We start from the raw sequence: 13836 nt of genomic DNA on the forward strand, positions 1-13836 counted from the left end.
GTATGAAGTTCCAACCTGCACGGTTGCCCGGCGTGTGGATCATCGACCTGGAACCGCGCGAGGATGAACGCGGGTTCCTGGCCCGCACCTTTTGCGAGCGCGAATTCGGAGAGCGCGGCCTCAACACCCGCTGGCCCCAATGCAACCTCACGCTGACCCGCCGCCGCGGCACCATCCGCGGCCTGCATTACCAGGCCGAGCCCAAACCCGAGATCAAACTCATCCGGTGCGCCGTGGGCGCCATCTGGGACGTCCTGGTGGACCTGCGTCGGGACTCGCCCACCTTCGGCCAGTGGGAAGCCTTCGAACTGACCGGACAAAACCGGCGCATGCTCTACGTGCCCGGCGGCATCGCCCACGGATTCCAGTGCCTGCAGGATAACTCCGAGGTCTTCTACCACATGTCCGAATTCTACGTGCCCGAGCTGGCCCGCGGCGTGCGTTGGAACGATCCGCAGCTGGGAATCCCCTGGCCCCTGCCCGACCCCATCCTGTCCGAGCGCGACCGTCAGTTGCCCTTGCTGGCCGAACTTGCATGAGGCTGTTGATCACAGGCGCCAACGGATTCATCGGGGCCGCCTGCGTTCGCGCCGCGCTGGCCCGGGGCCACACGGTTGCCGGATTGAAACGGCCGGGGCGCCGTTGGCCGGCGGACCTGCCGCCTTCGGACCGGTTGCGCTGGCTGGAGGGAACCCTGGCCGACCCCCCGTGGGCCGCCATCGAAACCTTTGCGCCCGAGGTCTGCCTGCACGCCGCGTGGGTGGCCACACCGGGGGTGTACCTGGACTCGCCTGAGAACGAGGTGCTTTTCCGCGAGAGCCTGGCGTTTCTCCAGGAGCTGGCACAGCGGGGTACGCGTCACCTGGTGGGCGTGGGCACATGCATCGAGTACCAGATCACCCACGCCCCGCTGTCCGAAGTCCACACGCCGATAGCCCCCACAACCCCGTACGCCCGTGCCAAGAACGCCCTGCGCGAGGCCCTGGAAGCCCGGGCCCGAGAATCCGGCTGGCGATTCGTCTGGGGGCGGGTGTTCTATCCCTACGGACCGGGCGAACATCCGGCTCGTCTGTGCACCTGGCTGTTGCAACAGCTTCGCCGCGGCCAGCCCGTGACCCTCAAAACGCCGCAGAGTCGGAAGGATTACATCTTCATCACGGACCTGGCCGAGGCAATCCTGCTGACGCTGGAGTCGGGGATCGAAGGTCCGATCAATTGGGGCACGGGCCAAGGCGTCACGGTGCTGGAGATTGCGCGCACCGCGGCGGATCTGGTGGGCAGACCCGAGCTGCTGCGCTGGAACGAGCCGGCCGCACCCGATCCCTTCGACTTCGTGGTGGCCGACGTCACTCGCCTGCGCCAACTGGGCTGGCAACCCCGTGTCGGCCTGCGCGAAGGTTTGGCCCGGCTGTTGGAATCGCTACCGGCGCCCTGATTCGTGCTTACGCGGGCTGGTCCGGCCCACACCGCCGAACCGCTTCCAGTTCCAGCCGCCTCATCGCCACGGAGACCGACCCATCCGGCCCGACCGGGCAACGGCGGAGGTACTCCTCCACCACGGCCTCGATGAACGGGGCTCGAACGGGCTCCGGGACCCGTTGGGTGTACGGCAGCCACGTCGTCCGCAACCAGGCCGCCAATTCCGCTGCGCCCGGGAACCGCTCCAGCCGCGGCACTTCGGCCACGCGGATCCCTTCAAAGCCGGCTTCTCTCAGCCAGGTCTCGTAGCGGGCGGGCTCGTGAAACACCCAGGGGCGCGGCACCGGCCAGAACCACGCCCGCCAGGGCCTGCGTCGCATCACCCGGCACAGGGCCTCGAAGACGACCTGCGCATTGCCCCGTGCATTGGCAAACACCCACAGTCCGCCGCCCGGCCGCAGACAGGCTGCAGCGGCACGCAGGAACGCAGAATGGTCCGTCACCCAGTGCAACGTGGCGTTGGAGATCACATGATCGAAAAGCCCCAGCCCGTTCAGATCGCACGCGTCGCGACGCTCGAAGCGCAGTTGGGGCAGCGCCTCTGGCGGATGGTGCGCCCGCGCCCAGGCGATCATCTCCGGGGCGGCATCCACACCCAGCACAAAGCCCCGGGGCACCCGACGCGCCAACTCGGCCGTGAGCCGGCCATCGCCGCAACCCACGTCCAGGATCCGTTCCTCTCCGCGTAACGGCAGACGAGCCAGCAGGTCGCGCCCCCAGGCCTCTTGGATCGCCGAATGCGCGGCGTAATCCGCCGGATCCCACCGCACCGCAGGATTCACATCAACCCGGTCGTCTCCGGGAATCCGCAGACCAGGTTCATGGATTGCACCGCCTGACCACTGGCGCCCTTGAGCAGGTTGTCCTCGGCACTGATCAGGACGAGCCGGCCCGTGCGCCCATCCAGTCGCCACGCCAGCTCGCAGACGTTGGTGCCCACCACGTTCTTCGTGTCCGGCAATGCCTTGCCCTCCAGGACGCGGACAAACGGTTCGGCCCCGTACGCATCCGCGTAACAAGCCGCGATCCGTCCCGTCAACGCAAAGACCTCGCTGGCGGTGCCCACCGGAGCGGTTGGCGTCGTTACGATTGTGGTCAGGATGCCCCGCCGCACCGGCACCAAATGGGGCGTGAACTGGATCGTCACCCGGGACCCCGCCGCCAGGGACAGCTCCTGTTCGATTTCCGACAGGTGCCGGTGCTTGGGCACACCGTAGGCCCGCAGGCTTTCGGCGCATTCGCAGAACAAATACTCCAGTTCGGCCTTTCGGCCCGCGCCGCTCACCCCGCTGAGCGAGTTCACCACAATCCCGTCGGACCGGATCAGTCCGGCCCTGAGCAACGGCACCAGGGGCAGAAGGATGCTCGTCGGATAACAGCCCGGCGAGGCGATCAAACGGGCCTGCCGAATGGCCTCCCGGTAAAGCTCCGGCAGGCCATATACCGCCCGGGAAAGCAACTCCGGCGCGGGATGGGCGTGTCCGTAAAACTCCTCGTACACCGCCGGATCTCGCAATCGGAAGTCGGCGCTCAAATCGATCACGACCCGACCGGCCTCCAGCAGAGGCCGGGCAAATTCGGCCGCGACCCCGTGCGGCAGTGCCAAAAAGACCACCTCCGCCTCCGCCGCCAGTCGGGTCACATCCGGCTCCTGAAACAGCAACTCACGAGCCCGGGCCAGGTGGGCAAACCGTGGAAAGACCTGGGCCAGGGTCTGGCCGGCGTATTGGCGCGACGTGACCGCCACCAGCTCCACCCCCGGATGCCCCAACAACAGTCGAACGAGTTCCTCGCCGGAGTACCCCGACGCTCCCACTATGGCTACCCGTCTGGTTTTCATGTCCCGTACCGGCCCAGCAAACCAAGCGTGCGGTCCGGATTCAATGCTGCGGTGGCCCCTCCCTTCCAGCCTTGTCCCCTCGGCCCTTCTGACCGCCCGAAGCCCCGGGTCCATCGACTGACACTCTGACGCACGCCGAGCTCCCCCGTAAGCGTCCCCCAGGGTCCCAACCCGCCGGAGTCATCGCCACGCAAGCCGGGGAAGGTTTTGAAAAGCGAACAGCTCCCCACCACGCGTCGTTCTCAGAATCAACAGGCAAACAGCCTGGTGAGCACCGCAGGGACCCGCTCGCCCGCGGCCGAGAAAACCGGAAGATCACTGACCGCTTTCCGAGCCACCCTCGCCCGAGCCGCTCCAGAGTTCCTTCAAACGCGGGTCGTCAAGGTCCGGAATCGCTTCCACGCGCGCGTAATAAAGCCCGAGGTTGTGCTGCGCAGTCTTGTCGCCCTGGCGCGCGGCCCGAATGAACCATCGCACCGCTTCATCCGTGTTCTGCGGCACGCCGCGTCCCAATTCGTAACACAGGCCCAAATTGCACTGGGCCGGAGCACACTCCTGTTCGGCGGCGAATCGGTACCATTTGACCGCCTGCCGATAGTCTTGTTTGACGACGCGCCCCTGTTCGTAAAACACCCCCACATTGAACTGCGCTTGTGGCTCGCCCTTTTCCGCCGCCGCCAAATACCACTTGAATGCCTCCTCGTCGCTCTGCGGAACCCCGCTGCCCGTCTCGTAACAAACGCCCAAATTGAACTGGGCGGCCGGATCCCCCTGCTCGGCCGCGGCCCGGAACCATCGGGCCGCCTCCACCGGATCCGGATCCACGCCCTGACCGGTCTGATAGCAGTACCCGAGGTAACATTGCGCCGTGGCGTTGCCCTGTTCGGCCGCACGCCGGAACCACTTGACGGCCTCGCGATGATCCACCGGCACGTTGTGGCCCGTCTGAAAGCAGATGGCGTAATAGCACTGCGCCTCCGGATCGCCGGCCTCCGCAGCCTGCCGGACTTGCTCGATGGACAACCAGACTTTGGCCCGTTTGGGCATGATCGTCGAGGCGCCGGGCCGGACCCGTTCGGGAGCGGGGGCGTGTCGATCGCCTCAGCCCGGTCCGGCGAACTTTACGATAGGGATCGCCCCGCCGATTTCAAGCCCGTGGAGGGCCCGGCCATCTCCCTCCCACGCTGCCCACACCGGCCCGGGCCGGTCCACTCGATGAACCGGGCATCGTGTCCGCGGCAAAAGGATGCACCCCGCACTTGCAAGGCCAAAAGCAGCCGGAGAAACGCGTTCGAACCAAAAACCCCGGATCCGTCAGAAACCGGCCCAATACGGCTCCGGGCGCGCCTACTGGCGAGGCGTCCGATTCGCCATCCACTCGTAGTCCTCGCTGTGAGGGACGGCCAGGCCCGGGAAGTCCCCCATCCGCACCGGCTGCGGCGTGCGCGGGTCCACCCACTTTTTGATTTCGGCGTGTCCGTCGGCAAAGGCAAACCCGGCGGCGCCGCGGTGATAACTGGCCGGCAGATCGCGCCAGGAGGCGTCGCTGCCGCTCTGCCAGGGATTCAGGAAGAAACAGCCGTCATTGATGCTGTCGGGATGCTCATCCACGAAGAGCCAGGCCAGGGCCGGCGGAGGTGTCTGAATGTCCGTCAGCCGAAGGGCAAAAAAGAAGGGAGGCACCCAACCGGCGAAATTGGTCTTGTTGCCCGCGCCCAGGGCCGCGTTCATGGAAATGCTGCGGACGCGCGGGCCCGGGTTCTGGCGGCTGCGGTACTGATCGGCCGGGCACTTGTAAAGGCGGGCCGATCGCATGGTGTAGGGAGCCAGCCGCGCATAATAGGGATCGGTTAGGAAAGTGGTGTTGGTGTTGTCGCTGCTGCTGGTCCAATCCATCCACCCGCTCACCCAGTTGTTGGGATTCCGGCCGCGGCGGGTCTCCGAACCGTGGAGATTGGGCACCAACACCCCGTCGTGATCGTCCGCGTACATCTGCCAGGCCAGCGCAAGCTGACGGCTGTTGTTCATGCACGCAATCGCCTGGGTCTGCTGCCGGGCCCGCACCAGGGCCGGAAACAGCAGGGCCGTCAAACCGCCGAGGATGCCGATGACCAGCAACAATTCCAGCAGGGTGAAGGCCGCCCTGCGGCACCGGCGGTCCGGGCTGTTGGCCGGTTGCATTGACATGGTTCGCGCGTGACCTGCCTGCGGGGTCACCGAGCCAACCTTAGCCCACGTCGGCCAGCCGTCAATGCCAGATTTTGCTCGATCAAAAGGCGAACGTATTCGCCAATTGTCCGTTGGCGCGGGAGTCACCACGGAAGGTCGGATGGGGAACCGGGGTCTGGACCTCCCCCGATGTGACCCTTGCGGAAGCCGGGTCGCGAGGCGTTTGAACCGAAAGAACTGCGTTTTTGCGTGGTGCCGACGTGTGCGTCACCGGCGGGTAGGCACGCGGGCAGGCTCGGGCCCGCATCGGATGCCAAGGGCACCCCTGGCCATCGAACCTGCGGTCGTTTTCGACCGTAATGTTGTAGCTCACCGCACCAACAGCCGGTGCACAAGCGGGCCGGGATTTGTCCCCGGGCGGTGCATCCCCCGGCGGGTGCTGCCCCGCAGGGAGCCGCAGAGCGCCTGAAACCTCTTGAGCCGCTGATTGCGCAGGGGACCGGGGCGCAGCACTTCACCGCGCTCAAAAGCTCCGATTTTCGAAGTGTGCCCCCGGGGCCGGCATGATTAAATCGCCCCGATGAAGGTACGAGTCCGATTCGCACCGAGTCCCACAGGGTACCTGCACATCGGAGGTGCGCGCACCGCCCTGTTCAACTGGCTGTTTGCGCGGCACCACGGCGGCGTCTTCATCCTGCGGATCGAAGACACCGATGCCGCCCGCAACTCGCAGGAGGCCGTGGAGGTGATCCTCGACGGATTGCGCTGGCTGGGCCTGGAATGGGACGAGGGGCCCCTGACCGGCGAGGCCACCGGCCCCTGCAAGGGGGATCGCGGACCCTACTTCCAGAGCCAGCGCAAGCACCTCTACCTGCAGCGTGTGGAAGCCCTGTTGTCCCGCGGCCTGGCCTACGAACAGGACGGCGCCGTCAAGTTCCGCATGAAGCGCGAGCCGGTGGTCATCCGGGACCTGATCGTCGGAGAGGTCGTGCGCCGCCTCACCGATCGGGAGGAACAAGACCCGGACTTTGTCATTCTGCGATCCGACGGGCAGCCCGTCTTCCACCTCACGAACGTGGTGGATGATCTGGAGATGGGCATCACCCACGTGATTCGCGGTGAAGATCACCTGGTGAACACGGCCAAACACATCGCGCTGTTCGAAGCCTTCGGGGTCAAGCCACCGCACTACGCCCACATCCCGCTGATCCTGAATCCCGACGGCTCCAAGATGAGCAAACGCGACCGGGGTGCTGCGGTGCACTTTTACCGCGACGAGGGCTACCTGCCCGAAGCCCTGGTCAACTACCTGGCCCTGCTGGGCTGGTCTCCCAAGGACAATCGCGAAAAGCTCAGCCTGCCCGAACTGATCGAGCGATTCGACCTTCCCCAGGTCCTGCGGCACAACGCGCGCTTCGACCCCGAGAAGCTGCTCTGGTTGCAGGGCGAATACATGCGCGAGTTGCCCGTGGAACGGTTTTATGAACTCGGGGTGCGCGCGCTGGCCCGGGCAGGCTTGGACACGACCCGGTACCCGGTTGCCTACGTCAAGGCGGCCCTGGACACCTGCTACGGCAAGATCAAACGATTCTGCGAACTGCCGGACTACGGGGGATTCTACTTCCGGGACGTCGTGGACTACGACCCGGAAGCGGCGGCGAAACATTTCGTGCCCGAAAACGGGCCCCGACTGCGCCGGCTGCGACAAGCCCTGGCGGATGCACCCGCCTTCGATGCGACCACGCTGGAGTCCACCCTGAAAGCCGTGGCGGCCGAGTTGGGGGTCAAACCCGCCGTGCTGGTGCACCCACTCCGCCTGGCCTGTACCGGGCGCACCGCCGGTCCCAGCCTGTACCACCTGATGGAAGTGCTGGGTCGGTCCCGGGTGTTGGAACGGCTGGATCGCGCCCTGGCCCGACCGGAGCTGGCGGGGTAAATTCGGCCCGGCTCCTCTTCCCACCTTCTCTGCCGGAGGGTCGTCGCCCCGCGCCGCAGGGTCTCCGGTCGCTCGCCCCGCTCAACGGCGGCCGGTGCCACTGACGATCTCCGACATCTTGAAGATCGGCAGGAACATACAGATCACCATCCCGCCGATGACGATGCCGAGAAACACAATCAGAATCGGCTCGATGAGCGAGGTCAGGCCGGAAAGGGCCGTCTCGACCTCCTCGTCCAGGAAGTTGGCCACCCGCTCCAGCATGTTGTCGATTTTGCCGGTCTGTTCCCCGGCGGTCATCATGCGGATGATCATGGCGGGAAACACCGGGTGCTTCGCCAGGGCGGCCGAAATGCCCTCGCCCCGCTCGATGTCCACGGCGGCGGCCTTGATCGCGGTTTCCATCACCACGTTGCCCACCGTCTGCGACACGATCTGCAGCACCTCCAGAATCGGCACGCCGCTGCGAATCAGCGAGGCCATCGTCCGCGTGAACCGGGCCAGGCAGATCTTGTGGGCCAACACCCCGAAGATGGGCATGCGAATCCGGTACGCGTCCCAAAAGCGCCGGCCCACGGGGGTCTTGATGAAATGCAACCACCCATAGGCCAGCGCGACCCCGCCCACCAGCAACAGCAGGATGTAGCGTTTCACAAACTGGCTCAGATCGATCATGAACTGGGTGGGGCCCGGCAGTTTCGCATCGAAGCTGCTGTAAATCTCGCCGAATACCGGCACCACCTTCACCAGAAGGAAGATCGTGATCAGGATGGCCACAATGGTGACCACCGTGGGGTACATCATGGCCGATTTGACCTTTTTGCGCAGCCGCGCCGTGTTCTCCAGGTAGGTGGCCAAACGGGCCAGAATCTCCGCCAGCAACCCGCCCTTTTCCCCGGCCGCCACCATGCAGACGTACAGGCGGCTGAACACCTTGGGATGCTTCTGCAACGCCTCGGAAAAACTGTCGCCGCTCTCCACCCGGGCACAAACGTCCCGGATCACATCCCGCATCACCTTGTTGGTGGTCTGTTCCGCCAGTGCCTGCAGCGACTGCACCATCGCCAAGCCCGCGTCGATCATCGTGGCAAGTTGGCGCGTGAACAACACCAGGTCCTGCAACGCCACGCGTCCCCCGGCGGTGCGCCCCTTCTTGCCCACGCGCTCCTGAATGGAGAGCACCAACAGGTTCCGGTTCAGCAACGCAGCAATCGCGGCCTGCTCCGAGGCTGCCTCCACCACGCTTCGAACTTCCCTCCCGGTCACACTGTCCCGGGCCACGTACACATACGCCGGCATAACGGGTCTTTCGTCTGCGCAAGTCTCCGCCCCGGGCCAGGCCCGACCCGAGTCACGCCCGGCCGCGGGGCACTAGACACGTCGCTTCAGTGTCAGCTCACGCAGCAACCCGCGTTCCAACCCGCTTGTGTGCAGGACGCTGGCCGCCGTTCGTTCGGAGTGCGAACGCCACGCAGCCTTTTCGACTCTCCGGGGTGCAAGCCACAGGAAGCCACGGACGCAGCCGGGGGAGCATTTCCTCGCAAAAACAGCAGAACCTCGCCCGCCAGGAAATCCTGCCGGTCCCGCTGCAAGCCGCTCCGGGCCGCTGCTTCGACCGGCACTTTTTTCCCTCAGGCCTTGGGCAGCTCCGTCCAAACAATGGACAGAAGGAGGGCTGCATCGAGGCAAATCCGTCGGGCCTCTCTGCTGTCCCACCAAAACCGGCAAGGTTCGAGTTCGGGTCCCCGGGCCCTGGGCCATCCCGCGGCCGCGGCCGCCGTCAACCCCCTTTCCGGCCGGTCATTCCGCGCCGGTGGCCTGCAGACGCCGTTCCCGGCGCGCCCACCACCAGGCAATGAGGGTGCTGATCTCGTAAAGGATGTGCACCGGAATGGCCATCAGGAACATCGTGAACGGATCGCCCGAGGGAGTCAGGAACGCACAAATCACCAGCTCCGCCACCACCCAGTAGGGTCGGAAGTTGCGCAGCTTTTCATAATCCAGCAGCCCGATCTTCACCAGGGCCAGCAGGACGATGGGCAACTCGAAGCTCACGCCCATCACCAACATGAACATGCAGACAAAGGTGATGTAGTCCTCGGCCCGCCACTCGTCGGCACGAAACCCCAACCAGGCGGAAAACTGCACCGTCGCCCCCAGCGCCACCTCCAACATCACGAAGTAACAAAAGGCCATCCCCAGCAGGAACAGAAAGCCCCCGACGCCCAGCGCGCGCAGCACGAAACGTCTCTCGTGGACCTTCAAGGCGGGCAACACGAACTGTCCGATGAAGTACAACATGAACGGCAGGGCCAGGACCAGCCCTCCGTACAACGCCAACTTGATGGCGACCATGAAGGCGCTGATCGGGCTGTAGTTCTTCAGCAGGACGAACGGATCTTGTTCGGGCACGGGGGACTGCGCCTCGGGCTGCAGCGCCAGCACCCACTGGCCGTTCACGTGCATGGGCACCACGTTCAGGGCCTGCACGTTCGTCGACCAACCGGGTAACCATTGGCCGAGGGTGGATCGGTCCAGCCGCGCCAGCACATTGGTGCCCCAATGGACGGTGACCAGCGAACCCGGCGGCGGCGTGTAGAAACGCGACGCCGCCTGAAGCGGGTAGGTCAAAAACCGCACCAGATGATCCCCTGCAACCAGACAGACCAGCATGGCCACCGCCAAGGAGGTAAACACCTTGATCAGTGTCCAGCGCAGGTCTTCCAGATGCTCCAGAAAGGGCTTGACCGGACCTCCTTCGCTTTCCTCCTCGTCGTAAAACGTCTCGTCTGCCTCGTCGGCCATCGCAGCCTGTCAGCACCAACAGTTGCCCGGACTCAAGCCGTGGGCGGGTTGTGCGGTTGTGTCGGTTGCGAAGTCGGAGAGGCGGGACCGGAGGTGGAAGTCGGAGTCGGCGGCGGGACCGGCCGGGGCGGCGGAGGCGGTTCCTCGATCGCCCGCTCCAGCTCGCTCTGCACATCCTGCGTGGCTTTCTTGAACTCCTGAATGCCCTTGCCGAGGCCGCGGGCCAGTTCCGGCAGCTTTTTGGCCCCGAACAGCAGCAAAACGATCGCCAGGATGGCCACAATCTCGGGCCATCCAAGGAACGCCAACATGATCCCGTTCGTCATATCTGCACCGTGCTTTCCCTTTGCCTGCGACCCGGTTTCTGCTGTTCGCTCTGCGTTGCCCTTGCTGAGTCCGACGCGAAGCCGCCCTGCAAGCCTCCGCACGAATGGGAAGGTGCAGGACCGTTCTGCGTCCCCGGACGCACTCTAGATCAACCCTGCCACTTGTAAAGGGGCAACCGCATTCGGCCCCCCGCGGCCAACCCCGCCCTTTCCCCACTCACCGCGGCGGCGTCAGCAACACAAATTCCGCCCGACGATTTTTCCGCCACGCTTCTTCGTTGTGTCCCGGGTCCACCGGACGATCCTCCCCGTAACTGATGGTGACGATACGCTCCGGGGCAATGCCCGCGGCCAGCAGGACCTCTCGCACCGCCAGGGCCCGTCGCTCTCCCAGGGCCCGGTTGTACTCCTCGGTGCCCCGTTCATCGCAGTGGCCCTCCACCTTCACGGCATGGAAGGGATTGGCCTTCAAGTGGGCGGCCACCACGTCAATCTTGGGCCGCTCCGAGGTCTTGATCACCGAGCTGTCAAAGTCAAAGTACACGGTCTGCGCTTTGAAGGTCTCCCGGTCTTCGGGCCAGCCGTCGTACGAACCTCGTGGCGGCAACGGAGTACCCACCGGACTGGGCAGCTCGGTTTCCGTCACCCCGGGCCCGACCGGCCCTCCAATGATCCCACCGGGCGCCGGTTCGCTCGGCCCCACCCGGGCCGGCGGGGGCAGGGGTGTGATCCCTGCCGGATTCTGCTTGCAGCCCGCCACCGCGACCACCAGTACCAGGGCCGCCACCCCCATCTGCAAAAATTTCGCCGTTTTCATGTGTGTTTGGTTCAAAGCCGACCTACCGCGCCCAGCTGGGCTGAGAACTGTTACCCGAAACCCGGGCCACATCCTTGACCTGCCGGGTGGCCACGTCAAGCAAAGACAGGACGCGCCGATCGCCCTGTCGCCTCGTAAAAATCAACGTGCGCGAGTTCGGCGCCCAGGAAGGATCCTCCCCGCTGACCAGCACGGTGGCGGCCCCGCCCTCCGCCGGCACCACACAGATCTCGAACCCCCCCATTTGTGCGGTGAAAGCAATCCATTTACCGTCCGGCGACCAGTCCGGCTCGGACGGATTGGCCACCCCGGCCGTCCCAATCCGCTGAAGCTCCCCACCACCCGGCGAAATCCGCGCCAGCATCCGGCGCCCGGCTTGGCGGGTGGCAAAGCCGATCCAGCGCCCGTCCGGCGACCACGTCGGCGAAGACTCGTCTTCTCGACTGAACGTCAGGCGCTTCAAATCGCTGCCGTCCGCTCGGGCCACGTACAGCTCCGGCGCCCCGTCCTTGCTCAGGATCATGGCCATGCGCTGACCGTCCGGTGAAATGGCCGCGCTCGTATTCAAACCCGGATGAGCCGCCACCACCTGGCGCTGCCCCGTCGTCAGGTCATGCCGCAAAATATCCGGACTGCCACTTTTATAGCTGGTGTAGTAGAGCACCGGCCGACCCGGCACCCAACAGGGCGCAGCCACCAGACTCCGGTCCCGCGTCACCGGCCGGGCACCATGCCCGTCATAATCGCTGACGTAAATCTCGCTGGTCCCCCCGCTCTCCACCTTGAAGGCAATCCGCGTCTGCGCAATCCCGGGCCGACCCGTCACTGCCAACACCACATCATCCGCCAGAGCATGCGCCTGTTGACGCAACGAGGCCCCACTGTACGCACGGGCAAACAACGCCGCCTGCGACACCCGATCCACCAGCGTGCCCTGCAACCCGGTCCCCGTCCGATTCCCCCGCAACTCATACTGGGCGGCATCGGGACCGACGATCTGGAAACCCGCCACCTCCAGATCGAACCGCAACACCGCAGCAACCTCCCCTTCGAATCCGGTCAGGGTAATCGGCACGGGCCGGGCCGTCCCCGGCTGCCACAACAACTCCCTGCGGATTTCGATCTCCTGGGCTGCCGCCGTCACACAAAACAAGACGGCCAGCCCCCACCCACTGCACCATCCCTGGTTCGTGCGTGTCTTCATCCGGTCAAACGCTTCGCCTTGAGATTGAAATGAATGGTGAAAGTCCGCTGGTCCTCCCTGGCCCCCGCGGGAAACTCACGCCCGATCGTGCGCACCCGCTCCAACGTCCGCTGCACGGAAGCATCCACGGCGGGATGACCCGACCCGCGCACAATGCGCGCGGACACCACCGTACCGTCGCGGGCAATGGTCACCGACGTGGTTACGGTGGCATCCTCGATGTCCAGGTCCGGCGGCACCAACCAGGCCCGCGTGTACACCGTCTTCACATACTGCGCGTAATTCGCATAGGCCTCTCCCCCCGGACCCGGCACCGCCACCTCGGCGCCGGAACTGGCCAGATCGCGAAGGCGGCTGAGCGCCTGATTGAGGGCCTCCTGGCGTGCGCGGGCCGCGGCTTCGGCCTCGCGACGTGCCTGCTCCGCCGCCGCGTCGCGAACACTGCGTTCTGCCTGGGAAGTCGCCCGCGGCCGCGTGACCAGCTTGGTGCTCACCTCCGGCAACCGCCGCGCGGGCGGCGTCGGCTGAGGTTTGGGCGAGGGTTCCGGCGGGGAAGTCGGCCGCGATGGCTGAACCGGAGTTTGCGACGCAGGCCGGGGTGGGGGAGGTTGGGGCTCGGGGACCGGCGGGGCCGGCGGCGGAGGCTGCGCCCTCGGCTGGCCGCCGCCCGAGAAAGGTTCGTCCACCAACCGCGCCGGCAGAATCTCCAGGATCGGCAAATCCGGCACGGACGGACCCCGCGCCCGGAAGGCGGGTCCGAACACCAGCACTGCCGCCAAAAGGGCGTGCAGCACCAGCGACACGATCAAACCGCGCCTTTGCCACCGATCCATCATCGTCGTACCGGTTCGGTCCGCAGCGAAAACCGCGTGATCCCATGCCGTTGGCACCGGTCCAACAGGGCCGCCACATGTCGATACGGCCCGCTTTCGTCCGCCCGGATGTACACCACCAGGTTCGGGTTCACGCGAAACTCCTGCGCCAACTGCGCCTCCAGCTGATCCAGTCGCACCGGCCTCCGGTCCAGATAATACACGCCCTGGGCGGTGATCTCCACGGTGCGCACCTGGCGCGGATCCAGCGGCCGGTCCGGCTGCCCGCCCTCCGGGAGTTTCAACGGAATGCTCTGCTCCAGCAACGGGGTCGTGATTACGAAGATGATCAACAACACGAACGCCAGATCCAGCAAGGGCGTGATGTTGATCTCGCTCAGCGTGACCAGGTGCGTTCGTTGACTGAACCGGCGCATGGCAGGCTCCT

The 13836-nt window shown here is 65.6% G+C and carries 14 protein-coding genes; 3 read left to right on the forward strand and 11 right to left on the reverse strand.

Annotated features, from left to right (window positions below):
• The first annotated feature begins 2 nt into the window (after positions 1-2).
• Entirely contained in the window at positions 3-539 is a 537-nt protein-coding gene (gene rfbC, locus ACPDIT_RS05355; protein WP_423442141.1) for a dTDP-4-dehydrorhamnose 3,5-epimerase, read from the forward strand.
• Positions 536-1435: an NAD-dependent epimerase/dehydratase family protein gene (locus ACPDIT_RS05360; protein ID WP_423442142.1), complete on the forward strand. Its 900-nt coding sequence runs from the start codon at positions 536-538 to the stop codon at positions 1433-1435. Before rfbC ends, ACPDIT_RS05360 begins: the two co-directional genes overlap by 4 nt.
• Positions 1436-1442: 7 nt before the next feature.
• On the opposite strand, the gene ACPDIT_RS05365 is transcribed toward ACPDIT_RS05360, so the two are convergent.
• From ACPDIT_RS05365 to ACPDIT_RS05380, 4 genes are all read right to left on the reverse strand, one after another.
• Complete coding sequence (locus ACPDIT_RS05365) at positions 1443-2261, reverse strand: class I SAM-dependent methyltransferase (protein WP_423442143.1); 819 nt, start codon at positions 2259-2261, stop codon at positions 1443-1445.
• Positions 2258-3319 carry an N-acetyl-gamma-glutamyl-phosphate reductase gene (gene argC, locus ACPDIT_RS05370; protein WP_423442144.1) on the reverse strand — a complete coding sequence of 354 codons (1062 nt, stop codon included), beginning with the start codon at positions 3317-3319 and terminating at the stop codon, positions 2258-2260. The genes ACPDIT_RS05365 and argC overlap by 4 nt, the downstream gene beginning before the upstream one ends.
• A 315-nt stretch (positions 3320-3634) precedes the next feature.
• Positions 3635-4366, reverse strand: coding sequence for a tetratricopeptide repeat protein (locus tag ACPDIT_RS05375; RefSeq protein ID WP_423442145.1), 732 nt, complete (start codon positions 4364-4366; stop codon positions 3635-3637).
• Positions 4367-4666: 300 nt separating this feature from the next.
• Positions 4667-5506, reverse strand: coding sequence for a type II secretion system protein (locus ACPDIT_RS05380; protein ID WP_423442146.1), 840 nt, complete (start codon positions 5504-5506; stop codon positions 4667-4669).
• 562 nt (positions 5507-6068) lie between these two features.
• Between ACPDIT_RS05380 and ACPDIT_RS05385 the strand changes: the two genes are divergently transcribed.
• Positions 6069-7424 carry a glutamate--tRNA ligase gene (locus ACPDIT_RS05385; RefSeq protein WP_423442147.1) on the forward strand — a complete coding sequence of 452 codons (1356 nt, stop codon included), beginning with the start codon at positions 6069-6071 and terminating at the stop codon, positions 7422-7424.
• An 81-nt stretch (positions 7425-7505) separates the two neighbouring features.
• Here the strand turns inward: ACPDIT_RS05385 and ACPDIT_RS05390 are convergent, their stop codons facing one another.
• The 7 genes from ACPDIT_RS05390 to ACPDIT_RS05420 all read right to left on the reverse strand — a co-directional run bounded on the left by ACPDIT_RS05390 (position 7506) and on the right by ACPDIT_RS05420 (position 13825).
• On the reverse strand, positions 7506-8723 hold the full coding sequence (locus tag ACPDIT_RS05390; RefSeq protein WP_423442148.1) for a type II secretion system F family protein: 1218 nt from the start codon (positions 8721-8723) through the stop codon (positions 7506-7508).
• A gap of 501 nt (positions 8724-9224) precedes the next feature.
• Complete coding sequence (tatC, locus tag ACPDIT_RS05395; RefSeq protein ID WP_423442149.1) at positions 9225-10229, reverse strand: twin-arginine translocase subunit TatC; 1005 nt, start codon at positions 10227-10229, stop codon at positions 9225-9227.
• Positions 10230-10261: 32 nt separating this feature from the next.
• The gene (locus ACPDIT_RS05400) at positions 10262-10540 is read right to left on the reverse strand and encodes a Sec-independent protein translocase subunit TatA/TatB (protein ID WP_423442150.1); all 279 of its coding nucleotides are present in this window, start codon (positions 10538-10540) and stop codon (positions 10262-10264) included.
• Between the two features lie 232 nt (positions 10541-10772).
• The gene (gene pal, locus ACPDIT_RS05405) at positions 10773-11372 is read right to left on the reverse strand and encodes a peptidoglycan-associated lipoprotein Pal (protein WP_423442151.1); all 600 of its coding nucleotides are present in this window, start codon (positions 11370-11372) and stop codon (positions 10773-10775) included.
• Positions 11373-11394: 22 nt separating this feature from the next.
• Positions 11395-12576: a biopolymer transporter Tol gene (locus ACPDIT_RS05410; RefSeq protein WP_423442152.1), complete on the reverse strand. Its 1182-nt coding sequence runs from the start codon at positions 12574-12576 to the stop codon at positions 11395-11397.
• On the reverse strand, positions 12573-13412 hold the full coding sequence (locus ACPDIT_RS05415; protein ID WP_423442153.1) for an energy transducer TonB: 840 nt from the start codon (positions 13410-13412) through the stop codon (positions 12573-12575). The genes ACPDIT_RS05410 and ACPDIT_RS05415 overlap by 4 nt, the downstream gene beginning before the upstream one ends.
• Positions 13409-13825, reverse strand: coding sequence for an ExbD/TolR family protein (locus ACPDIT_RS05420; RefSeq protein WP_423442154.1), 417 nt, complete (start codon positions 13823-13825; stop codon positions 13409-13411). Before ACPDIT_RS05420 ends, ACPDIT_RS05415 begins: the two co-directional genes overlap by 4 nt.
• Positions 13826-13836 lie beyond the last annotated feature (11 nt).

Source organism: Limisphaera sp. VF-2, from assembly GCF_049537125.1.
Taxonomy (GTDB): Bacteria; Verrucomicrobiota; Verrucomicrobiia; order Limisphaerales; family Limisphaeraceae; genus Limisphaera.

Bases quoted from the DNA above. Each gene is read 5' to 3' on its own strand.
- rfbC (WP_423442141.1), top strand. From the start codon at position 3: ATGAAGTTCCAACCTGCACGGTTGCCCGGCGTGTGGATCATCGACCTG.
- ACPDIT_RS05360 (WP_423442142.1), top strand. From the start codon at position 536: ATGAGGCTGTTGATCACAGGCGCCAACGGATTCATCGGGGCCGCCTGC.
- argC (WP_423442144.1), bottom strand. From the start codon at position 3,319: ATGAAAACCAGACGGGTAGCCATAGTGGGAGCGTCGGGGTACTCCGGC.
- ACPDIT_RS05375 (WP_423442145.1), bottom strand. From the start codon at position 4,366: ATGCCCAAACGGGCCAAAGTCTGGTTGTCCATCGAGCAAGTCCGGCAG.
- ACPDIT_RS05380 (WP_423442146.1), bottom strand. From the start codon at position 5,506: ATGTCAATGCAACCGGCCAACAGCCCGGACCGCCGGTGCCGCAGGGCG.
- ACPDIT_RS05385 (WP_423442147.1), top strand. From the start codon at position 6,069: ATGAAGGTACGAGTCCGATTCGCACCGAGTCCCACAGGGTACCTGCAC.
- ACPDIT_RS05390 (WP_423442148.1), bottom strand. From the start codon at position 8,723: ATGCCGGCGTATGTGTACGTGGCCCGGGACAGTGTGACCGGGAGGGAA.
- tatC (WP_423442149.1), bottom strand. From the start codon at position 10,229: ATGGCCGACGAGGCAGACGAGACGTTTTACGACGAGGAGGAAAGCGAA.
- ACPDIT_RS05400 (WP_423442150.1), bottom strand. From the start codon at position 10,540: ATGTTGGCGTTCCTTGGATGGCCCGAGATTGTGGCCATCCTGGCGATC.
- pal (WP_423442151.1), bottom strand. From the start codon at position 11,372: ATGAAAACGGCGAAATTTTTGCAGATGGGGGTGGCGGCCCTGGTACTG.
- ACPDIT_RS05410 (WP_423442152.1), bottom strand. From the start codon at position 12,576: ATGAAGACACGCACGAACCAGGGATGGTGCAGTGGGTGGGGGCTGGCC.
- ACPDIT_RS05415 (WP_423442153.1), bottom strand. From the start codon at position 13,412: ATGATGGATCGGTGGCAAAGGCGCGGTTTGATCGTGTCGCTGGTGCTG.
- ACPDIT_RS05420 (WP_423442154.1), bottom strand. From the start codon at position 13,825: ATGCGCCGGTTCAGTCAACGAACGCACCTGGTCACGCTGAGCGAGATC.